The 20125-nt window shown below is 68.9% G+C and carries 21 protein-coding genes and 1 pseudogene; 10 read left to right on the plus strand and 12 right to left on the minus strand.

Annotated elements, in window-relative coordinates:
- Nucleotides 1-14: 14 nt before the first annotated feature.
- The 8 genes and pseudogenes from JOF29_RS06845 to JOF29_RS06875 all read right to left on the minus strand — a co-directional run bounded on the left by JOF29_RS06845 (nucleotide 15) and on the right by JOF29_RS06875 (nucleotide 8136).
- Nucleotides 15-1418 carry an MFS transporter gene (locus tag JOF29_RS06845; protein WP_209693383.1) on the minus strand — a complete coding sequence of 468 codons (1404 nt, stop codon included), beginning with the start codon at nucleotides 1416-1418 and terminating at the stop codon, nucleotides 15-17.
- Between the two features lie 29 nt (nucleotides 1419-1447).
- Complete coding sequence (locus tag JOF29_RS06850) at nucleotides 1448-3424, minus strand: ABC1 kinase family protein (protein ID WP_209693384.1); 1977 nt, start codon at nucleotides 3422-3424, stop codon at nucleotides 1448-1450.
- A gap of 161 nt (nucleotides 3425-3585) precedes the next feature.
- On the minus strand, nucleotides 3586-4335 hold the full coding sequence (locus JOF29_RS06855) for a succinate dehydrogenase/fumarate reductase iron-sulfur subunit (protein WP_209693385.1): 750 nt from the start codon (nucleotides 4333-4335) through the stop codon (nucleotides 3586-3588).
- A complete protein-coding gene (locus JOF29_RS42750) occupies nucleotides 4332-4739 on the minus strand; it encodes a hypothetical protein (protein WP_307863544.1) in 408 nt (135 codons plus the stop codon). The genes JOF29_RS06855 and JOF29_RS42750 overlap by 4 nt, the downstream gene beginning before the upstream one ends.
- Before the next feature lie 136 nt (nucleotides 4740-4875).
- Nucleotides 4876-6210, minus strand: a pseudogene (locus JOF29_RS06860) (fumarate reductase/succinate dehydrogenase flavoprotein subunit); the annotation flags it as partial.
- Nucleotides 6211-6216: 6 nt separating this feature from the next.
- Nucleotides 6217-7017 carry a succinate dehydrogenase subunit SdhC gene (gene sdhC / locus JOF29_RS06865; RefSeq protein ID WP_209693386.1) on the minus strand — a complete coding sequence of 267 codons (801 nt, stop codon included), beginning with the start codon at nucleotides 7015-7017 and terminating at the stop codon, nucleotides 6217-6219.
- A 79-nt stretch (nucleotides 7018-7096) separates the two neighbouring features.
- On the minus strand, nucleotides 7097-7402 hold the full coding sequence (locus JOF29_RS06870; RefSeq protein ID WP_209693387.1) for an Rv0250c family protein: 306 nt from the start codon (nucleotides 7400-7402) through the stop codon (nucleotides 7097-7099).
- A gap of 107 nt (nucleotides 7403-7509) precedes the next feature.
- The gene (locus tag JOF29_RS06875; RefSeq protein WP_209693388.1) at nucleotides 7510-8136 is read right to left on the minus strand and encodes a hypothetical protein; all 627 of its coding nucleotides are present in this window, start codon (nucleotides 8134-8136) and stop codon (nucleotides 7510-7512) included.
- A 49-nt stretch (nucleotides 8137-8185) separates the two neighbouring features.
- On the opposite strand from JOF29_RS06875, the gene JOF29_RS44365 reads away from it, so the two are divergent.
- The 5 genes from JOF29_RS44365 to JOF29_RS06900 all read left to right on the plus strand — a co-directional run bounded on the left by JOF29_RS44365 (nucleotide 8186) and on the right by JOF29_RS06900 (nucleotide 12444).
- Nucleotides 8186-8554, plus strand: coding sequence for a (deoxy)nucleoside triphosphate pyrophosphohydrolase (locus JOF29_RS44365; RefSeq protein ID WP_307863180.1), 369 nt, complete (start codon nucleotides 8186-8188; stop codon nucleotides 8552-8554).
- 138 nt (nucleotides 8555-8692) lie between these two features.
- Nucleotides 8693-9004 (plus strand): response regulator transcription factor, encoded by a 312-nt coding sequence (locus tag JOF29_RS06885; protein ID WP_209693390.1) that lies wholly within the window; start codon nucleotides 8693-8695, stop codon nucleotides 9002-9004.
- Nucleotides 9005-9068: 64 nt separating this feature from the next.
- Nucleotides 9069-9980, plus strand: coding sequence for an N-acetyl-1-D-myo-inositol-2-amino-2-deoxy-alpha-D-glucopyranoside deacetylase (gene mshB, locus JOF29_RS06890; protein WP_209693391.1), 912 nt, complete (start codon nucleotides 9069-9071; stop codon nucleotides 9978-9980).
- 63 nt (nucleotides 9981-10043) lie between these two features.
- The gene (locus tag JOF29_RS06895; protein ID WP_307863181.1) at nucleotides 10044-10562 is read left to right on the plus strand and encodes a flavin reductase family protein; all 519 of its coding nucleotides are present in this window, start codon (nucleotides 10044-10046) and stop codon (nucleotides 10560-10562) included.
- 112 nt (nucleotides 10563-10674) lie between these two features.
- A complete protein-coding gene (locus JOF29_RS06900) occupies nucleotides 10675-12444 on the plus strand; it encodes a VanW family protein (RefSeq protein WP_209693392.1) in 1770 nt (589 codons plus the stop codon).
- On the opposite strand, the gene JOF29_RS06905 is transcribed toward JOF29_RS06900, so the two are convergent.
- The gene (locus JOF29_RS06905; protein WP_209693393.1) at nucleotides 12441-12878 is read right to left on the minus strand and encodes a type II toxin-antitoxin system PemK/MazF family toxin; all 438 of its coding nucleotides are present in this window, start codon (nucleotides 12876-12878) and stop codon (nucleotides 12441-12443) included. The genes JOF29_RS06900 and JOF29_RS06905 overlap by 4 nt on opposite strands.
- Nucleotides 12879-12932: 54 nt before the next feature.
- On the opposite strand from JOF29_RS06905, the gene JOF29_RS06910 reads away from it, so the two are divergent.
- Nucleotides 12933-14303, plus strand: coding sequence for an MFS transporter (locus tag JOF29_RS06910; RefSeq protein ID WP_307863182.1), 1371 nt, complete (start codon nucleotides 12933-12935; stop codon nucleotides 14301-14303).
- Here JOF29_RS06910 and JOF29_RS45195 read toward each other — a convergent pair.
- Nucleotides 14279-15205, minus strand: coding sequence for a GNAT family N-acetyltransferase (locus JOF29_RS45195; protein WP_307863183.1), 927 nt, complete (start codon nucleotides 15203-15205; stop codon nucleotides 14279-14281). The genes JOF29_RS06910 and JOF29_RS45195 overlap by 25 nt on opposite strands.
- A 117-nt stretch (nucleotides 15206-15322) precedes the next feature.
- On the opposite strand from JOF29_RS45195, the gene fdxA reads away from it, so the two are divergent.
- Entirely contained in the window at nucleotides 15323-15649 is a 327-nt protein-coding gene (fdxA, locus tag JOF29_RS06920; RefSeq protein WP_012923087.1) for a ferredoxin, read from the plus strand.
- A gap of 193 nt (nucleotides 15650-15842) precedes the next feature.
- Here fdxA and JOF29_RS06925 read toward each other — a convergent pair whose 3' ends face one another.
- Both JOF29_RS06925 and dapD read right to left on the minus strand, forming a co-directional pair.
- Nucleotides 15843-16814 (minus strand): VldE C-terminal domain-containing protein, encoded by a 972-nt coding sequence (locus JOF29_RS06925; protein WP_372446234.1) that lies wholly within the window; start codon nucleotides 16812-16814, stop codon nucleotides 15843-15845.
- 106 nt (nucleotides 16815-16920) lie between these two features.
- The gene (gene dapD / locus JOF29_RS06930; RefSeq protein ID WP_209693395.1) at nucleotides 16921-17859 is read right to left on the minus strand and encodes a 2,3,4,5-tetrahydropyridine-2,6-dicarboxylate N-succinyltransferase; all 939 of its coding nucleotides are present in this window, start codon (nucleotides 17857-17859) and stop codon (nucleotides 16921-16923) included.
- Nucleotides 17860-17912: 53 nt separating this feature from the next.
- Between dapD and JOF29_RS06935 the strand changes: the two genes are divergently transcribed.
- The 3 genes from JOF29_RS06935 to JOF29_RS06945 all read left to right on the plus strand — a co-directional run bounded on the left by JOF29_RS06935 (nucleotide 17913) and on the right by JOF29_RS06945 (nucleotide 20115).
- Nucleotides 17913-18743, plus strand: coding sequence for a phosphotransferase family protein (locus tag JOF29_RS06935; RefSeq protein ID WP_209693396.1), 831 nt, complete (start codon nucleotides 17913-17915; stop codon nucleotides 18741-18743).
- Entirely contained in the window at nucleotides 18740-19633 is an 894-nt protein-coding gene (locus JOF29_RS06940; protein WP_209693397.1) for a Rossmann-fold NAD(P)-binding domain-containing protein, read from the plus strand. Before JOF29_RS06935 ends, JOF29_RS06940 begins: the two co-directional genes overlap by 4 nt.
- A gap of 92 nt (nucleotides 19634-19725) precedes the next feature.
- A complete protein-coding gene (locus JOF29_RS06945) occupies nucleotides 19726-20115 on the plus strand; it encodes a DUF3800 domain-containing protein (protein ID WP_209693398.1) in 390 nt (129 codons plus the stop codon).
- Nucleotides 20116-20125 lie beyond the last annotated feature (10 nt).

The raw sequence follows: 20125 nt of genomic DNA on the forward strand, positions 1-20125 counted from the left end.
TCCTGAACCCACGCCTACCGCGCAGCACTCGGCACCGCACCTCGCCGCGCTCGTGGTGCCGCGAGGAAGCCAACCAGCGCCAGTACGGCGCCCATGGTGATGATCGAGCCGAAGACCCATGGTTGTGGGGCGTCGGCGTTGAAGGCGAGCAACGTGCCGCTGATCGCGAGGCCGGTGGCGATGCTCATCGTCGCCGCCATCTGACCGGCGCTGGTGTTGCGCCCGGAGTTGCTCCGGTCGGAGAGGTCGAGCGTCAGCACCGACAGGCTGGACGAGCTGAGCCCCATCCCGATGCCCGCGAAACCCCACCCGATCAGCCCGAACCACGTCGTCGCGTCGGTCCACGCGAGCAGCGACGTCACCGCCAGCCCGACCGTCATGAACGCCAGCCCGGTCCGCAGTACGACGACCCGCTCGAACCCGTGCTCCCGGCCCTGCAGCCACGACCCGAACGCCCAGCACACCCCCGTGATCGACAACGTCACCCCGGCTTTCGACGGGCTGAAGTCGTGCTGCAACGTCAGCAGCAGCGGCAGGTACGCTCCGACCCCGGCGAACGCCGCACCGCCGAGTGCACGGACCGCGACCACCGCCGGGAACCCCCTTCGCGCGGTGAACGTGCCCGCAGGCATCACCCGTACGGCGGCCCGTGCGAGGACCAGGAGCGCGACGAGTATCGCCGTACCGGCAAGCACCGGATGCGCTTCGAGGTGGTCGCCGGCGACGGTCATCGAGAACAGCGCGACCGACGCGGCGAGCGCCCAGGGGAGCGCCGCGCGCCACGCCTCCAGCTCGGCCGCGTCCTCCGCGGTGCGCTCCGGTGCCGGTACGTCGGCGGACTGGCGCATGGCCGGGCGGAGCAGGAGCCAGCTCGGTACGAGCAGAGCGACCGCGCCGAGGAAGACCCAGCGCCAGCCGAACTGCTCCGTGACGACACCGGTCAGCACCGGCCCGAGCACCGACGGCAGGATCCACATCGCGGCGAACAACGAGAACATCCGCGGCCGCAGTACGGCGGGCAACGCCCGGGCGACCAGCACCATCAGCGACACGTCGAGCAGGCCCTCGGCGAGACCGCTGAGCAGCCGGCCGGCGATCACCATCGGCATCGCGGCCGCCGTACCGACGAGCACCTGGGCGAGCGCGAACGAGATCGCGCCGGCCCGCAGGGTCGGGATCGGGCCGCGGCGGTCGGACCAGAGACCGGCGATCGCCAGCGAGATCAGGTAGCTGGCGTTCGGGGCCGCGTTCGCGAGCCCGAAGCTGCCCAGCGCGTCGAACTCGCGGACCATCGTCGGCAGCGCCGTACCGACCGCGCGGTTCTCGAACGCGCCGAGGGTGACCAGGCCGATCACCCCGAGGACCAGGGGCAGATGCTGTCCGGTGAAGAGCTTGGGGCGGTCCTCGGCGACGGTCATGCCCGCTATCGTCGAAGTTGAAGTGGGGTTTAAGTCAAGCGGTTGTCCGGGAGCCGGAAGATCAGCACCAGGACGCGGAGTACCAGCACCGCGCAGATCACCAGCAGGTTGTAGCCGAACAGCTGGAACAGCGACATCGTCGCGGTGATCCTCGGCCCGCCGGGCGTGCCGAGCAGCAGCACCGCCATGATGCCCGCGGTCGCGCCGAGGATCACCAGCAGCGCCTGATGGAGCAGCCCGGTGAAGTGCCGGCGGTCGCGCTCGTCGGCGAGCAGCCGGACGTTCACCCCGAGCCGCCCGCTCTCCGCGGCGGCCGCGATCCGGTCGATCCGGCGCGGCAGCCGGCGCAGCATCGGCAGCAGCTGGGCGAGCTCCTCGGTCGCCGTCCGGCGCAGCGAGTCCGGTGCGAGCCGGTCGATCACGTGCGCCCCCGCGAACTGCCGCGACGCCGCCACCAGGTCGAACCCGGGGGAGATCCGGGAGATCGTGCCCTCGATCGTCGCCAGCGCCCGGAACACGGCGGCGACCTCCGGCGGTACGCCGAGTTCGTGCGAGGTGATGATCCTGAACAGGTCGTTGAACATCGCCGGCCCGAGCGTGACACCCGCCGCCAGGTACTTCGTCATGAACTGCCCGACGGCACGCTCCAGCGAGCGTTCGTCGATCACGTCCGGACGGTAGACGATCTCCAGCAGCGCGTCGGTGGCCGCCACCGGGTCGCCGTGGTCGATGGCGAGCAGGAACCGTTGCAGCGCGTCCCGGGTGGCCGGGTCGAGGCGGCCGACCGAGCCGAGGTCGAGCATCCCGATCCGGCCGTCGGTGAGCAGCAGGAAGTTGCCCGGGTGCGGGTCCGCGTGGAAGACGCCGTCGATCGCCACCTGACCGAGCAGGCAGTCGAACAGCGTCCGCCCGAGCCGAACCGGATCGAGTCCGCGGTCGGCGATCGCCTGCCGAGCGTTCCCGAGGCCGATCCCGTCCAGGCGCTGCATGGTCAGCACCCGGCGGGTACTGCGCTCCGGGTACAGCCGCGGTACGACGAGGTCATTGCTACCGGCAACGGAACGGCCGGCCGCGACGGTGGTCATGTTCCCGGCCTCGACGGTGAAGTCGAGCTCCTCCCGCATCGCATCCGCAAACCCGTCGGCGAGCCCCCGAACACCCATCGCCCGACCCCAGTCGGTATTCCGCTCCAGCACCCGCGCAAGCCGCCGCACGATATCCAGATCCCGATCCACCAGCCCACCGATCCCCGGCCGCTGCACCTTCACCACCACGTCGGTCCCGTCGGTCAGACGGGCGGTGTAGACCTGGGCCACTGAGGCGGCGGCGAGGGGGGTTGGGTCGAAGTCGGCGTACAGCTGGTTGATCGGGGCGCCGAGTTCTTCGATGAGGACCTGCTCGACCTGGGGCCAGGGGGCCGGGGTGACCTGGTCCTGCAGGCGGCTGAGTTCGGTGGCGACCGACGCGGGGATGATGTCGCTGCGCGTGGACAGCACTTGGCCGAGCTTCACGAGCGTGACACCTGCTTCGTCGAGCGCCAGCCTCAGCGACCTGGCCAGCTCCGCCTGCCCGGCGGCGTTCTCCCGGCCGGGCCTCCGGCGACCGCGCAGGTACGGACCGAGCCCGTGCTTGATCGCGATCCGCAGGATCTGCAGGTACCGTCGGGTGCGCGCGATCCGCCCGCTCAGATCCCGCCGCAGATCCCGTGCCCGCGGCAACGACCCGGTCGGCACCAGCGCCTCCGCCAGTACCAGGAACACCAGTCCGGCCACCATCGAGACCAGCGCGATCAGTGCCATGAACGCGATCGCGGCACCGTTCGACCCGGTCCACGGCGGCGTACCGATCATCGCCACCGCCAGCGGACCGGACACGCTCAACGTGATCAGCGCCCCGACCGCGAGCCGCCCGAACCCGAACCGCACCCCGAGCAGCCGCTGCGCGATCGGCACGAAGATCACCATGAACACGACCAGGTTCCCCAGCCGCAACACGACAACGTCCATGCCCGAACCCTAGGCGCTGACCCGCCGCCCACAACTCCCCCACGCGAGGGGTTCCCCCCTGACCCGGAGGCTTGCCCCCTCAACTGGAGGGTTGTGCACAACGGGACGAGCCCCTGGCTCCGGATGGGGCCAGGGGCTCGGGGGTACTGCGTTCGTGCGGGTCAGGCGCGGCGGCGGATCTTGTTGCCGAGCCAGACGAGGGGGTCGTACTTGCGGTCGGCGACGCGTTCCTTCATCGGGATCAGCGCGTTGTCGGTGATCTTGATGTGTTCGGGGCAGACCTCGGTGCAGCACTTGGTGATGTTGCAGAACCCGAGGCCGTGCTGCTCCTGCGCCGCGTTCTGGCGGTCGGCGGCGTCCAGCGGGTGCATGTCCAGCTCGGCGATCCGCATCAGGAACCGCGGACCGGAGAAGTTCTCCTTGTTCTCCTCGTGGTCCCGGATGACGTGGCAGGTGTCCTGGCACAGGAAGCACTCGATGCACTTCCGGAACTCCTGCGAGCGCTCCACGTCCTCCTGCTGCATCCGGTACTCACCGGGCTTGAGGTCCGCCGGCGGCTTGAAGGCCGGCACCTCGCGGGCCTTCTGGTAGTTGTACGAGACGTCCGTGACCAGGTCCCGGATCACCGGGAAGGTCCGCATCGGCGTGACCGTGACGACCTCGTCCTCTTCGAACGTGTTCATCCGGCACATGCACATCAGCTTCGGCATGCCGTTGATCTCGGCGCTGCAGGAGCCGCACTTGCCGGCCTTGCAGTTCCAGCGGACCGCCATGTCCGGTGTCTGGGTGGCCTGCAGCCGGTGGATGACGTCGAGGACGACCTCGCCCTCGTTCACCTCGACCTCGTAGTCCTTCAGCTCGCCGCCGTCGGAGTCCCCACGCCACACGCGGAATTTGCCTTTGTAGCTCATGTGCTCGGCAGCTCCTCTTCGGTCAGGTACTTCGACAGTTCGTCGACCTCGAACAGCTCGAGCAGGTCCGCGCGCATCGGGATCTGCTGCTCCTCGGTGACGTTCACCGAGCCGTCGGAGTCGAGCGCGCAGACCAGCAGCTTCTTGCGCCACTCGGCGTTCATCACCGGGAAGTCGTCCCGGGTGTGACCGCCGCGGGACTCCTGCCGCAGCAGCGCGGCGCCCGCCACGCACTCCGACACGGTCAGCATGTTCCGCAGGTCGAGCGCCAGGTGCCAGCCCGGGTTGAACTGCCGGTGACCCTCCACCGTCATCTTCGCGATCCGGCCGCGGAACTCGGCCAGCCGGCCGAGCGCCTGCTCCATCTCGGCCTCCTTGCGGATGATGCCGACCAGGTCGTTCATCGACTGCTGGAGCTCCTGGTGGATCGTGTACGGGTTCTCGCCACCCTCGAGCTCGAACGGCGCCAGCGCTTCCGCCGCGGGCCGCGTCGATGTCGGCCTCGTCGATCTTCGGCCGCTCCTTGAGCGAGTCGACGTACGTCGATGCACCCATGCCGGCGCGCCGCCCGAAGACCAGCAGGTCGGACAGCGAGTTGCCGCCGAGCCGGTTCGAGCCGTGCATGCCGCCGGCCACCTCACCGGCAGCGAACAGCCCCGGCACGACGGACGACGCCGTGTCGGGGTCGACCTCGACGCCGCCCATCACGTAGTGACAGGTCGGGCCGACCTCCATCGGCTCCTTGGTGATGTCGACGTCCGCCAGCTCCTTGAACTGGTGGTGCATCGACGGCAGCCGCCGGGTGATCTCCTCGGCCGGCAGCCGGGTCGACACATCCAGGAACACCCCACCGTGCGGAGTACCCCGGCCGGCCTTCACCTCGGAGTTGATCGCCCGGGCGACCTCGTCCCGCGGCAGCAGCTCCGGTGGGCGCCGGTTGTTGTCGGCGTCCTTGTACCAGCGGTCGGCCTCTTCCTCGGTGTCCGCGTACTGCGCCCGGAAGACATCCGGCACGTACTCGAACATGAACCGCTTGCCCTCGGAGTTCTTCAGTACGCCGCCGTCACCGCGGACCGACTCGGTGACCAGGATGCCCTTCACCGACGGCGGCCAGACCATGCCGGTCGGGTGGAACTGGATGAACTCCATGTTGATCAGCGTCGCGCCGGCCCGCATCGCGAGGGCGTGACCGTCACCGGTGTACTCCCACGAGTTCGAGGTGACCTTGAACGACTTGCCGACGCCGCCGGTGGCCAGAATGACCGCAGGCGCGTCGAACATGATGAAGCGGCCCGACTCGCGCCAGTACCCGAAGGCGCCGGAGATCGCGTCCCCGTCCTTCAGCAGCTCGGTGATCGTGCACTCGGCGTACACCTTGAGGTTGGCCTCGTAGTCGCCGGTCTTCTCGAAGTCCTCCTGCTGCAGCGAGACGATCTTCTGCTGCAGCGTGCGGATCAGTTCCAGGCCGGTGCGGTCGCCGACGTGCGCGAGCCGCGGGTAGGTGTGGCCGCCGAAGTTTCGCTGGCTGATCTTGCCGTCCGGCGTGCGGTCGAACAGCGCGCCGTACGTCTCCAGCTCCCAGACCCGGTCGGGAGCCTCCTGCGCGTGCAGCTCGGCCATCCGCCAGTTGTTCAGGAACTTGCCGCCGCGCATCGTGTCGCGGTAGTGCGTCTGCCAGTTGTCGTTGGAGTTCGCGTTGCCCATCGCGGCCGCGCAACCGCCCTCGGCCATCACCGTGTGCGCCTTGCCGAACAGCGACTTGCAGATGATCGCGGTCTTCTTGCCCTGCTCACGGGCCTCGATCGCCGCCCGCAGACCGGCGCCGCCGGCCCCGATCACGACGACGTCGTACGAGTGTCGTTCCAGCTCAGTCATGAATCCTCAATTGATGAAGCGCAGGTCGGAGAACCATCCGGCGGAGACCGCCATGATGTAGAAGTCGGTCAGGATCACGGTGAACAGCGAGGTCATCGCGAAGGTGCCGTGCTTCGGGTTCAGCTTGGACACGAAGGTCCAGTACCGGTAGCGCATCGGGTGCTTGGAGAAGTTCTTCAGCCGGCCGCCGACGATGTGCCGGCAGGCATGGCAGGACAGGGTGTACAGCCACAGGCAGACGAGGTTGATCCAGATGATCAGCGTGCCGAGGCCGATGCCGAAGCCGCCGCCCTTGCCGTGGAAGGCCTGGATGCCGTCGTAGACGTTCAGCAGGCCGAAGACCAGTGCACCGTAGAAGAAGTAGCGGTGCAGGTTCAGCGCGATCAGCGGGAACTTCCGCTCACCGGTGTACTTCTTGTGCGGCTCGGGCACCGCGCACGCGGCCGGCGCGAAGAACAGCGACCGGTAGCCCGCCTTGCGGTAGTAGTAACAGGTGCCGCGGAAGCCGGCCAGGATCACGAACGTGATCAGGCTGAACGGCAGGAAGCGCGGGAAGTGGCCGAACCAGGTGCCGAGATGGCTGGAGCCCTCGACACAGCTGCTCGTCACACACGGCGAGTACAACGGGGTGAGGTAGTGGTACGCGCCGACCCAGTACCACTTGTTCATGAAGATCCGGATCGTCGCGTAGACGATGAAGAACGCCAGGATCACACCGATCCGCAACGGCGCGAGCCACCACTTGTCCGATCGTGCGGTCTTCAGGCCCACTTGAGCGCGGCCCGGTGCGCTTACTCCGGTGGCCATCAGAACCGTCCTCGCTTCGCTGCGGGCGATTCTGCCGGCCAGAACGCGCTCTGCTCAATTGTTCGCTCGCTGCGCTCGTTCACGGGGCGTGCCTGTCCGGTGCGCCGAAGCCTTCGTGCTCCGCGTCGGTCCACATGGACGCGTCATACTCCACGTCGGGAATCTCCTCGAGTTCCTCCGGAACTGGTCCGGGCCTGTGCCTGGCGTCGGGCGGGCCGAGTTCTGCGAGATCGTCGTTCAACCGAGCCACATCGGACACCAGGCGGCGAATGCCGAGGGTGTCACCGTACTCCTGGCTCAGCCGGCCGACGGCGGCGTGCAGTCCTTCGAGTGCTCGGGCGACTGCGGCAACCTCGCCTGCCCCCGCAGTGAACTCAGCGCTCATGCCGACTCCAGTAATGGTTGTGTAGCTGTCAGTATGGGCACACTTTGCCCCTGCCGAGCGCCCAACGGAAGACCCCTCGGTACGGCGTGTTTCCAGTTAGGGTTACCTCAGTTGCGACCTGCCGACGGGTGGAGTAATGGAGCGAATCCGCCCTGCAGCACAAGAAGATTCGCCGGCGGCGTCAGCGTCTCGACTTCATGAATACCGACCGGCCGGACCGGCATCCCGTACCCCTCCCAGGCCCACGGCAGCAGCCGACCGCCCAGCACCAACGCGGGCGAACCGTCGAACCGCACCATCGCACCGTCCGGCAGCTCGGAGAAGTTCTGGGTAGTCGTGAGCTGCCGCCGGGTCCGTGATTCGACCCGCTGATGATGCAGCACCGCATCCATCTCGGCCGCGCGCGGACGTTCGGTAAGGCCATGAGCAGTCGCCCATGCCCCGGCGTACAGCAGATAATCCCTGCGCCTGCAGTAATGACACGGCCGATGTCCCGCCGCCAGCGCCACCGCCTCGTCGAAGAAGAACAGTGCGGTCCACCGCCCCGGCGGCATCGGATCGCGCCGGATCCCTTTCCACTCAAGGACGCAGCAGATCCACGCCTTCGAGCGCCAGCGGGTCGTCCCGAGCGTCCGGTCCGGCCGGTGGATGCTGCCGCGGTTGCCCATCAGCAGCCCGCGGCCGGCCTCGGCCACGATCTCCTGGGTCGGCAGAACCCTGTTCGGTAAGGGCATAGCAGCATCGTGCCGCATCCCGCGGACAGTTTCTGGCAGAGTCGCGACAGTGAAGACAGTCGTCGGAGTGGCAGTAGTAGCGGACAACCGGGTGCTGGCGGCGTACCGGCCGGACCCGGACGGCGGCTGGGAGTTCCCGGGCGGGAAGGTGGAGCCGGGGGAGACCGACGAGCAGGCCGCCGTACGGGAGCTCCGCGAGGAACTGGACCTGGAGATCAAGGTCGGCGCGTCGCTCGGGCCGGCGGTGAACATCTCGCCCGAGTACCAGCTGCACGTCTATCTCGCGACAGTCGTTTCCGGCGACCCGGTACTGCGGGAACACTCGGAACTGCGGTGGTTCGCGGCCCCCGAGCTGGACGAAGCGGGCTGGCTGGTCCCCGATCGGCCTTTCGTACGGGAGCTTCGGGGCCGGCTCTGAGTGTTAGAAGTCACACTGCCGCCCGCCGCCGGTCGCTCACGCTCCGGAACTGTATGGGTCGTTTGTATGGGTTGTACCTGGTGAGTCGTCTACCGGCCGGACGAGAATCCTTGCCTGACTCTTGGGGAGGAGTGACCTATGTCGGTGTACCCGGCAGTCCCGGCGGTGCGGCGCGAGGCCAGGTACGAGGTCGATGGCGCGCCGGAGGTCGTCTGTGAGGTGTACGAGCTCGGCTCGCACCGGCGGACGCCCGTGGCGGTCCGGGAGCTGACCAGCCGCCAGGTGGCGATCGGCCGGATGATGTCGGCCGGTGCCAAGGACGCGGCGATCGCCCGCGAGCTCGGGCTCTCGCTGCGCACGGTGCGCGCGGAGATCAGCGCGCTGATCAAGGGCCTCGGCGCGAGGTCGCGGTTCCAGGCGGGCTGCCTGCTGGTCCGCCGCTTCGGCTGACCGGTCGGCCCCGGACTTCGCGCCGGCGCCGAAAGTTGTCGGCGGGCCGACGTAGGCTTTCGGCATGGTTGAGCTTGCTGAGCACCGGCTGCTGCTGGTGCACGCCCACCCGGACGACGAAACCATCAACAACGGTGTGACGATGGCGCGATATGTGGCCGAGGGAGCGCACGTCACGCTGATCACCTGCACTCTCGGCGAAGAGGGCGAGGTGCTGGTTCCCGAGCTGGCGCACCTGGCCGCGGATCAGGAGGACGACCTCGGCCGGCACCGGATCGGCGAGCTGGCGAACGCGATGTCCGAGCTCGGCGTCACCGACCACCGGTTTCTCGGTGCGGCGGGCAAGTACCGCGATACCGGGATGATCTACAACGACCAGGGGAACGCGGACGTCCCGCCGGACACCCGCAAGGACAGCTTCTGGCAGGCCGACCTGCTCGACGCGGCGAACGATCTGGTCCCGGTGATCCGCGAGCTCCGGCCGCAGGTCCTGGTCACCTACGACCAGTGGGGCAACTACGGCCACCCGGACCACATCAAGGCGCACCGGGTCGCGATGTACGCCGCGGACCTGGCCGCCGCCCGGTCGTACCGGGAGGACCTCGGCGAGGCCTGGGACATCCCGAAGATCTACTGGACAGCGATGGCCGAGTCCCGGATGCGCGAGCAGTTGCGGGCGCTCCGCGACGCCGGTGACACCACCACCTTCGAGGGGATGGACCCGGACGGCCCGCTGCCGCCGATGATCACCCCGGACCGGCTGATCGACTGCGTGATCTCCGGCGACGAGTTCCTGGACCGGAAGATGAACGCGATGAAGGCGCACGCCACCCAGATCACCGTCGACGGGCCGTTCTTCGCGCTGTCCAACAACAACGGCAACCAGATCTGGGCCTCCGAGCCGTACCGGCTGGTCAGGGGCACCGCCGCCCCGGACGCGGACGGCCTCGAGCACGACCTGTTCGCCGGCCTCTGAGAGGTGACCGTTCCCACACGCTCGGTCGAGCCGAGGTCAGTACAGGAGGCATAACCTGCTGACGTGTCCTCGACCGAGCCCAGTGGGAGCGTGCCCGCCGCGGAGTTCCGTGCTGCGCTCGGGCGGTTCGCGTCCGGCATCACGATCATGAGCACGCTGCAGGACGGTGTCGCGCACGCGATGACCGCGAACGCGTTCACCTCGGTGTCGCTCGATCCGCCGCTGGTGCTGGTCTGTGTGGACAAGGGTGTCCGGATGCACGCCGCCGTACTGGACTGCGGGTACTGGGCGATCTCGGTGCTGTCCGCGGAGCAGCAGCCGGTCGCGGAGCGGTTCGCCCGGTCCGGGCGGGACCTGTACAGCCAGTTCGACGGCATCGCCACGACGGCCGGCCCGAAGACCGGGTGCCCGACGGTCGACGGGGCGCCGTCCTGGCTGGAGTGCCGCACCTGGGCGACGTACGACGGGGGAGATCACACGATCGTGGTCGGCGAGGTGCTGAGTCTGGGGACCGGCGGGACGGCCGATCCGGGAGCGCTGCTCTACTCCTCCGGTCACTACCGGAAACTGCCCGGAAACTGACCGTTGTCCCCGGGCGACCAGGGGCTGCCCCGAGGGACGGCCAGACCGCTGGTGTCCCGTAGGATGTGCGCTTGTGCCCTGACCATGCACTCGAGCAGGAGGACTCTTTCCGGTGGGGAGAAAGCAACTCGCGGGGATCGTCGCCGCTGCGGGGCTCGGTGTGATCGTCGTCGGGTACGGCGCCGCGTTCGCATTCGCGGGCTCCAAGATTCCCGGCGATACGACAGTGCTCGGGATCCCGATCGGTGGCCTCTCGAAGGACGCCGCGCAGGCGAAGCTGACCGACGGCCTGAAGGACCGGGTGGCGGCGCCGATCGCGCTGTCCGCGGGCGGGTCGAAGTTCCAGGTGGTGCCGGCCGAGGCCGGGCTGTCGGTGAACGTCGGCAAGACCGTCGACGCGGCCGGCGCCGGCCGCAGCCTGGCACCCGGGCGGATCTGGCACGCGCTCACCGGCGGCGACGTGGTCGACCCGGTGCTGACCAAGGACGACGCGAAGCTGAAGGCCGCCGTCGACAAGCTGGCCGGCCAGGTGAACCGCAAGGCCACCGAGGGCACGATCACCTTCAGGGGCACCCAGCCGGTCAAGCACGAGCCCGCGGAGGGCCTGGAGCTGGACATCGCGAAGGCGGCCGGCGCGGTCGTCGCGGCGTACCCCACGGACGGGAAGGCCAAGGAGCTGCCGGTCAGCACGACCAAGCCGCAGGCCGCCTCCGAGGCGATCGACCAGGCCGTCAAGGAGTTCGCCGAGCCGGCCATGTCCGGTCCGGTCCGGCTGGCCGTCGGCTCGAAGTCGGTCGACCTGACGCCGGCCGAGCTCGCCCCGGCGCTGTCGGTCACCGTGCAGGAGGGCAAGGTCATCCCGGCGCTGAACACCAAGACCCTTGAGCCGCTGTTCCAGCAGCGCTTCAAGACTCTGGAGACGCTGCCGAAGGACGCGATGGTGCAGATCGTCGGCGCCGGCCCGAAGGTGGTTCCGGCGGTCGACGGGATGACCGTCGACCGGGCGAAGGTCGGGTCCGCGATCCTGTCGGTGCTGCCGAAGCCGGCCGGCCAGCGGCGGGCCGCCGTACCGCTGATCCCGACCAAGGCGACGTTCACCACCGAGCAGGCGGCCGCGTTCGGGATCACCCAGAAGATGGGCGAGTTCCAGACCGAGTTCCCGCCGGCGACGTACCGCAACGTCAACATCGGTACGGCGGCCGGCCGGATCAACGGCACGCTGCTGAAGCCGAACGAGATCTTCAGCCTGAACAAGATCGTCGGCGAGCGGACCAAGCAGAACGGGTTCACCGAGGGCACGATCATCAGCGGCGGGAAGTTCAAGGAGGACCTCGGCGGCGGGGTGTCGCAGTCCGCGACCACGACGTTCAACGCGGCCTTCTTCTCCGGGCTGAAGATCCTCGCGCACAAGGCGCACAGCGTCTACATCTCGCGGTACCCGGTCGGCCGGGAGGCGACCGTCGCCTGGCCGACGGTGGACCTGAAGTTCCAGAACGACTCCGGGCACGGCGTGCTGGTGCAGACGATCTTCAAGGCCTCGACGCCGGGCAGCAAGGGCAGCATCAAGGTCGTCATCTGGGGCACCAAGGTCTGGGACATCACCGCCGGGCAGTCCGGGAAGAGCAACGTCCGGCAGCCGAAGGTCGTCTACAACACCGCCGCCGACTGCAAGGTGCAGGCGCCGACCCCGGGCTTCGACATCACGGTCTACCGGTACTTCGCGAAGAACGGCGCACGGCAGAAGACCGAGACGTTCACCACGAAGTACAACGCGGCCGACGACATCCGTTGCGGACCGGATCCGGGCACGGTGACCCCACCGCCGGGCACCACGACGCCTCCCGCGGGCGGCGTCACCCCACCGGGCCGGAAGCCGAACTAACTGCGGTGCAGTTCGTGTAGCTGCGCCGCGACCTGGTTGAAGAGTTCTTCCTCGATGACCGCGCCCTCGCGGCGGACCTGCTGCGGGTCGATGCGCAGCACCCGGTCCAGCCGGACCTCGCTGTTGCGGTGTTCCTTGTCCCACGGGCCGCTGCCGATGTCCATCCAGACCCGGCCCCAGCGCGCCTCGTCCGCGGCGTCCCGGTCGTGGTCCTTGCTGGTCAGGATCAGCGCGAGCAGGTACGGCTCGTCCCAGCCCATCACCAGCACCGGCCGGTCCTTGCCGCGCGTGTAGTCCTCCTCGAACGGCACCCAGGTCCAGACGATCTCACCGGGATCCGCCACCCCGTCGTCCGGATGCGGCGCGTACTCCACCTGCACCGTCCCCCCGAAATCCCCCGCGTACTCCGGCCGCTCAACCACGTGATCCGCCATGGCAAGCGAGCCTAACGCCCTCACATCTCGACGGTCTCTCACCGTTCTATCTGCGTGCTCATCACTCGCAACCGGGGCGCGGTGCTCGCCGTGCTGCTCACCGGTCAGTTCATGGCCAACATCGACACCGCGGTGGCGAACATCGCCGGCCCGTCGATCGGGACCGACCTGCACGCCTCGCCGGGCGCGGTCGGGCTGGTCGTCTCCGGGTACGTCGTCGCGTTCGCGGTCCTGCTGATCACCGGCGCCCGGCTCGGCACGTCGCTCGGTTACCGGCGGACGTTCCTGCTCGGCCTGACCGTCTTCACCGCCGCGTCGCTTGCCTGCGGTCTCGCGCCCGGGATCGGCGCGCTGGTCGGCGCGCGCTTCGTCCAGGGCGCCGGGGCGGCGCTGATGGTTCCGCAGGTGCTCAGCGGCATCCAGCTGCACTTCCACGGCCGCGACCGGCTCAAGGCGCTCGGGTACTTCTCGATCGCGCTGTCCGGCGGCGCGGTGGCCGGGCAGCTGCTCGGCGGCGTACTGATCGCCGCGGACCTGTTCGGTACCGGCTGGCGCCCGATCTTCCTGGTCAACGTGCCGATCGGCGTCGCGCTGGCGGTCGCCGGACGGCGCCTGCTTCCGCCCGACCCGCCGGGTCGCCAGGACCGTCTGGATCTCGGTGGCGTCCTCGTCCTGTGTACGGCGGTTGTGCTCGTCATCGTGCCGCTCCTGCTCGGGGCCGAGCGCGGCTGGCCTACCTGGTCCTGGCTGTGCCTCCTGCTGAGCCTTCCGGCGCTCCTGCTCTTCGAGTACGGCGAACGGCGTACGGCTGCACGTGGTGGTCGACCGCTCATCGCACGGGAGGTGCTCGGCAGCAGGTCTGTCCGCGCCGGTCTGCTCGCCCACGGGTGTACCAGCGGCTCGTACTTCGCCCTGCTGTTCGTACTGGCTCTTTACCTGCAGGGCGGTCTGCACAAGGGCCCGGCGTACTCCGGGTTCGCCATGGTCGTGTGGGTGGCCGCTTTCGGGCTGGCGGGGCCTGTGCTGCCGAGACTGCGCCGGGGAGTGCAGTGGATGCCGGTTGTGGGCTGCCTGGTGCTGGCGGGGGGCTATGTGTGCGTGCTGGCGTACTTGGTGCTTGGTGGGCGTAGCGGGCCGTTGCTGTTCGTTCTGCTCGGTGTTGGTGGGTTGGGGCTGGGGATCAGCGCCAACACGTTGATCGGCGCAGTGACGTCCAGTCTGCCGCCGGAGTACGCCGCTGACCTGTCTGGGGTGGTTGCTACTAACGCACAGTTGTCCGGTGCGTTGGGGGTTGCTGTGGCGGGCTCTGCCTACACTGCGCTCGCGGCCGACCCTGGGAGGGCGTTGAGCGTCGTACTGGCTGGGTTTGCGGTGCTGGCGCTGGTTGGGGCCGGGGCTGCTCAGCGGTTGGTGAGATACCGGTAGCGGTAGGCCTCTTGGTAGCCGAGGCGGGTGTAGGTGGTCATTGCTGAGGTGTTCTCGAGCAGGACCTCCAGGTAGGTGCGGCGGCCGCCCTCGGGGCCCGCCCAGCGGGCGAGGCCTTGCACGATGGCCGTGCCGAGGCCGCGCCGCCGGAAGCTGTCGGCCACGTGGATGGCGTCCACGCCCAGCCAGTGCCCCGTCATGGACCCTCGCCCTACGGCGACCACTCGCCCGTCTAGGACGACCGAGGCAAACATCGCCTTCGCCGCCCCCTCGAGTACCTGCGGTGCAACAGCCGGTACAGGGCCTTCGAATGCGGCTCCGTACCACGTGGCGTCCGGGCGGTCTGTCAGCTGTACGTCGTACCTAGGAGCAGCGTTCACGTGGTCGAGCGTCGTGTGCATGACCAGTACGTCGGACTGCTCCGGGCGGGCGTCTACCCAGCCGAGGGCGCGAATCTGCTGCTCCTGGGGACTGCCGACGCGGACCTGTACCAGTGGAGGGAGCTGACGTTTCCGGTAGAAGTCCTCGGCCTGGGAGAGCGCGTCGGCGACCGGGACGCCGGGGTCACCTGCGGGGAGGAGGGAGTTGCCGCGGCCGGTCCAGCCGGCGGACGCGCGGAGCAACCAGTGGCCGATGTACGCCCGCTCGACGGCGGGGCGGCCGAGCGCGGTGGTCAGGAACATTTGCTCGACGTCGACCGGGCGGAGCGGCAGCTCGGGGATCCGTTTGGCGGCCGTGATGTCCGCGACCGGGATCTCGTACAGCGTGCTGTCCGCGTGCCGGACGGTGACGAGTTCCGGCGTACCGGCCTGCAGAACGCCGATCACGTCGGTCAGCCCGCCCGGAATCCGGTGGCGGACGACGACACGGTGGCCGATATCACGGCTACCAAGGCCTGACACGATCCGGACTCCTGGCACAGTGGGCGAGGTACTACCGTGATACTAGAGATACTTGCATCACCGCATCGCAGCACCCCGAATCCCGCGCTGCGCTTGCCTGCCATAGGAGGAGTAGCAGTGACCTACGTCATCGCGCAGCCGTGTGTTGACCTGAAGGACCTCGCTTGTGTCGAGGAGTGCCCCGTCGACTGCATCTACGAGGGCAACCGGATGCTGTACATCCACCCCGACGAGTGCGTCGACTGCGGAGCCTGTGAGCCGGTCTGCCCGGTGGAGGCGATCTACTACGAGGACGACACACCGGAGCAGTGGAAGGACTACTACACCGCGAACGTCGACTTCTTCAACGACCTGGGGTCGCCCGGAGGCGCTTCCAAGCTCGGCAAGATCGACAAGGACCACCCGTTCATCGCGGCCCTCCCGCCGCAGGAACACGACGAGTAAAGAGCAAAAGCAGTTGTGAGGGAGTTCGCCGCCTTGCCGCCGCAGGAACACGACGAGTAAAGAGCGAAAGCAGTTGTGAGGGAGTTCGTGGCTCTGCCGTACCAGGAGCACGACGAGTAGCCAAGACAGCACGTAGCGTCCGAAGATTCGTGGCCTGGAGGCCACGGTTCTTCGGACGTTGTGCTTTGGGGAGCTACTGCGCCAGGACGTCGACGTGGACGTGGTCGAGGTGGCGGAGAATTTTGGGGTCGCCGGTGCGTTCGGGTGGGGTGTACGGGCGCCAGCCCGCGTCCGACTGGCCGCCCGCGGTCCAGATCTTGTCGCTGAAGATCACCGTCTGGATGTTCAGCAGCTTCGCCCGGGCGACCAGGTACTGCGCGATCGCCCACCCCTTGGTGGTGTGCGCCGCCGAGATCGGCCGGACGAACACGTCGATCGCCCGCCCGTCGTAGTGCGCCGACCCCGCCGTGTGCCCGGTCCGCACCCCGCCGGCCGTGTACCCGCCGGTCGACAGCTTCCCGAACGTCCGCGACAGGTCCTTCCGCACCGCCTCCGCCCGCGGCGTCAGCCCGTTCCTGCCGATCGTCTCCTGCGGTACGTCGGAGCTGTTCACGGTGCAGCTGAACACGCTCTCCGACTGCCCGGTCAGCGCCGACGCCAGCACCCGCGCGTCCGCCTCGTGGTCGGCGTACGCGTTCGGGAACGCGCTGCGCTGCACCTTGTCCGCGGCGACCGTGATCGCGAGGCTCTGGTAGTTCTGGATCTTCACCAGCGCGTCGTAGAACTTCCCGGTCGAGTAGTACGGGTCCTGGACCTCTTTCGCCGTGCCCCAGCCCTGCGACGGCCGCTGCTGGAACAGCCCGAGCGAGTCCCGGTCCCCGTGCGCGAGGTTCCGCAGTTTCGATTCCTGGTACGCCGTGGCCAGCGCGATCGTCGCCGCCCGCGGTGGCAGCCCGCGCCGGACCGCGATCCCGGCGATGATCGCCGCGGACTCGGCCTGCTCGAAGTCGAGCACGACCTGCTGCCCGTTGACCGTCGCGGTGCACTGCTCGGTCGGCGGCAGGATGTTCGCGATGTTCTTCCCGCCGAGCCACGCGATCCCGGCGCCGATCGCGAGGCTGAGCACGCCGATGCCACCCAGGACCACGAGGGCACCACGCTTCATCGGCATATCGCTCCCAACGTACAGGCGCGGGTGACAGGTTCCTGCCTCACGAGAAGATTGACGTGCACAGCCTCACGCCGGTTGGCGAATTCATACTTTCGTATGGTCAGGCGTTGGCGTGCAGCGCCTCGTTCAGCGTGATGCCCTCGCCCTTGCGCGGGCGGGCCTCCACGGCGCCGGTGACCGAGTTGCGGATGAACAGCAGGCCCGGCTGCCCGGACAGGTCGCGGGCCTTGACGACCGTACCGTCCGGAAGCGTGACCTTGGTGCCGGCGGTCACGTACAGCCCCGCCTCGACCACGCAGTCGTCGCCGAGCGAGATCCCGGTACCGCCGTTCGCGCCGAGCAGGCAGCGCTTGCCGATCGAGATGACCTGCTTGCCGCCACCGGACAGCGTGCCCATGATCGACGCGCCGGCGCCGATGTCGCTGCCGTCGTCGACCACCACACCGGCCACGATCCGGCCTTCGACCATCGACGTACCGAGGGTGCCGGCGTTGAAGTTCACGAAGCCCTCGTGCATGACCGTGGTACCGGAGGCGAGGTGCGCGCCGAGCCGGACCCGGTCCGCGTCGCCGATCCGGACCCCGGACGGTACGACGTAGTCCGTCATCCGCGGGAACTTGTCGACGCTGGTCACGCTCAGGTGCTGCCCCGCGGCGCGGGTGCGGAGCCGGACGTTCTCGACCTCGTCGACCGGGACCGGGCCGAGCGAGGTCCACGCGTTGTTCGGGAGGGTGGCGAAGATGCCGTCCAGGTTGACGCCGTGCGGGCGGACCAGGCGGTGGCTCAGCAGGTGCAGCCGCAGGTACGCGTCCGCCGTACCGCTCGGGGCCTCGTCGAGGACCAGCTCGGTCACGACCACCTCACGCCGTACCTGCCGGAGGCCGTCGTTCCCTTCGGCGGCGACCAGCTCGGCCGGGGCCTTGGCGTCGTCCGGCCGGGACCCGAGCGCGGGCGCCGGATACCAGACGTCCAGGACATTCCCGGCGGTCGTAACGGTGGCGAGGCCGTAGCCCCAGGCGTGCGTGGCGTTCTCCGTCATGGGGACACCCTAATTCGAGAGCATCGAGCGACGAGGCGTGGTCTACTTTTCGGATGCTTCCTGGGTGGATTCCGAGGGCTGTGGTGCTGGAGGCGACGGCGGCTCCGGCTGTCGAGACGGTGAATCCGGAGCTGCTGCGGCAGTGGGGATCGTCCGAGGTCTGGCGGCTGTCGTACGGGTTGCGCAGCGTGGTCGTGAAGCGCGGGACCGGCACACAGTCCGGCGAGGAGACGGCGTACCAGCGGTACGTCGTACCGCTCGGGCTGCCGGCGCCGGAGCTGCTGTACGGCGCTGACGGCGTGATCGTGCTGGCCGATGTCGGCCGGGTGACCCTGGAACAGGAGCCGGCCGCGGACGGGTTCCTCGCGGCGGCCGAGCTGGCGGCGCGGATCCACGGCGCGACTGTGGACGGTGTGAGCGGGTTCCCGCCCGCACGGGTGAAGGAGCTGGCGGGGCGGATCGGGCGGATCGACCTCGATCTGGATCCGCTCGTGGAGGCGGTCGACCGGCTGCACCGGGAGGCGCCGCTCGGGGTCGTGCACGGTGATTTCGTACCGAAGAACCTGGTCACGGACGGCACCCGCTGGACCGCCGTCGACTGGCCGTTGGCGTATCTCGCTCCGCACCTCAGCGACCTCTACACGCTGATCCGGGACGCCGTTGCCCTCGGCTACGACCGCGGGCCGATCGTGGCGCGGTACGTCGAGGTCTCGGGCGCGGATCCGTTCCTGGTGGACCGGCAACTGCTGGTCGGCGGGGCGTGCTTCTGCCTGCTCGCGCTGACGTTCGTGATCGAGGAGGGCGTCCGGACGATCCCCGGCTCCGAGGACTGGATCGATCCGCTGCTCGCCGAGCTCGCCGACGTCGTCGGGCAGTTGTCGTGAGGCTGCTGGTCCTCGGCGGTACGAAGAACCTCGGCCGGCACGTCGTCGAGGCGGCCCTGCGCGACGACCACGAGGTGACCCTCTTCAACCGCGGCCTGACGAACCCGGCGCTCTTCCCCGACGTACGCCGGATCACCGGCGACCGCGCCGCGCCCGACGCGCTGGCCGCCGGCGAGTGGGACGGCGTGATCGACATGTCCGGCTTCCTGGTCCGCGACGTGTCGCTGAGCGCCGCCGTACTGCGGGACCGCTGCGGGCACTACACGTACATGTCCTCGATCGCGGTGTACGCGAGCCAGACAGACCTCGGCATGACCGAGTCCGCCCCGCTCCTGGGCTGGCCCGCGGGCGCACCGGAGGACCACTTCACGATGGACCTCTACGGCCCGTCGAAGGTCCGCAACGAATCGTTGCTCACCGCCACCTTCGGCACCCGCACCGCGGCCGTCCGCTCCGGCTTCGTGATCGGCCCGCACAACCCCGACTTCGGCAACTGGGGCTGGGCCCTCGCCCACGGCCGGCCCCTGGAATGCGCCGCCCGCCCCGGCCAGCCGATCCAGTACGTCGACGCCCGCGACCTCGCCGCCTTCCTCCTGCTGGTGACGGTGGCCGGGCTGCCCGGCCCCTTCAACGCGGTAGGCCCCACCCAAACCCTCGCCACCCTCGCCGAAACCTGGCGCGCCGTGGTCCCCGACCCACCACCCATCAACTGGTCCCCGTCGATGGACCGCTTCCACCTCCCCCACGACGGCTCCAACGACGGCACCTTCCACCTCTCCAACACCCACGCCCGCACCAACGGCCTCCACCTCCGCCCCGACACCGAGACAGCCCGCGACTACATCACCTGGGTCCACGATGGAAACACCCCACCCGACCCACCGCACTGAGTCGGGGCAACCCGGGGCATCGTGGGGCAGATATCCACAGGCCCGTTTCGCGGCCCGCCGTACCCCTGGCGTGACACCTGAGGTGTCACCCCATGTACTTCGAACGACCTCTTGTACGTGCCTACGTGGACGAGACCGGCGACCGTGGGTTGTCGTCGCGCGCGTCGCGATACTTCGGCATGGTCGCGGTGGTCGTCGCGGACGAGGACGACCCGCTGCTCCGTCGTGCGATCGCAGAGTGCCGCCGACGGCTCTCGGTCCCACTCGGCAAGCCGCTGCACTGGACCGAACACGTCAAGAGGTTTCCACGCCGGCAGTTCGTCGCCGGCCAGCTCTCGCTCGTCCCAGGAGTGGTGCTCAACGTCGCGCTGGTCGAGAAGGCAGCCGTCGCCCAGGACATCCCCGACCAGGTCGCCTTCTACAACTTCGTGGCGGGCATTCTGCTTCAGCAGGTCCTGGACACGGCCGATGAGGCTGCCTGAGTCCACGATG

This window comes from Kribbella aluminosa, from assembly GCF_017876295.1.
Lineage (GTDB): Bacteria > Actinomycetota > Actinomycetes > Propionibacteriales > Kribbellaceae > Kribbella > Kribbella aluminosa.

Excerpts from the sequence above, each read along its gene's own strand:
- JOF29_RS06875 (WP_209693388.1), bottom strand. The coding sequence starts at position 8,136 with ATGCCCTTACCGAACAGGGTTCTGCCGACCCAGGAGATCGTGGCCGAG.
- sdhC (WP_209693386.1), bottom strand. The coding sequence starts at position 7,017 with ATGGCCACCGGAGTAAGCGCACCGGGCCGCGCTCAAGTGGGCCTGAAG.
- JOF29_RS42750 (WP_307863544.1), bottom strand. The coding sequence starts at position 4,739 with ATGAACGACCTGGTCGGCATCATCCGCAAGGAGGCCGAGATGGAGCAG.
- JOF29_RS06870 (WP_209693387.1), bottom strand. The coding sequence starts at position 7,402 with ATGAGCGCTGAGTTCACTGCGGGGGCAGGCGAGGTTGCCGCAGTCGCC.
- JOF29_RS06850 (WP_209693384.1), bottom strand. The coding sequence starts at position 3,424 with ATGGACGTTGTCGTGTTGCGGCTGGGGAACCTGGTCGTGTTCATGGTG.
- JOF29_RS06905 (WP_209693393.1), bottom strand. The coding sequence starts at position 12,878 with ATGGCGGATCACGTGGTTGAGCGGCCGGAGTACGCGGGGGATTTCGGG.
- JOF29_RS06845 (WP_209693383.1), bottom strand. The coding sequence starts at position 1,418 with ATGACCGTCGCCGAGGACCGCCCCAAGCTCTTCACCGGACAGCATCTG.
- JOF29_RS06925 (WP_372446234.1), bottom strand. The coding sequence starts at position 16,814 with ATGAAGCGTGGTGCCCTCGTGGTCCTGGGTGGCATCGGCGTGCTCAGC.
- mshB (WP_209693391.1), top strand. The coding sequence starts at position 9,069 with ATGGTTGAGCTTGCTGAGCACCGGCTGCTGCTGGTGCACGCCCACCCG.
- JOF29_RS06855 (WP_209693385.1), bottom strand. The coding sequence starts at position 4,335 with ATGAGCTACAAAGGCAAATTCCGCGTGTGGCGTGGGGACTCCGACGGC.
- JOF29_RS06885 (WP_209693390.1), top strand. The coding sequence starts at position 8,693 with ATGTCGGTGTACCCGGCAGTCCCGGCGGTGCGGCGCGAGGCCAGGTAC.
- JOF29_RS06945 (WP_209693398.1), top strand. The coding sequence starts at position 19,726 with ATGTACTTCGAACGACCTCTTGTACGTGCCTACGTGGACGAGACCGGC.
- JOF29_RS06935 (WP_209693396.1), top strand. The coding sequence starts at position 17,913 with ATGCTTCCTGGGTGGATTCCGAGGGCTGTGGTGCTGGAGGCGACGGCG.
- dapD (WP_209693395.1), bottom strand. The coding sequence starts at position 17,859 with ATGACGGAGAACGCCACGCACGCCTGGGGCTACGGCCTCGCCACCGTT.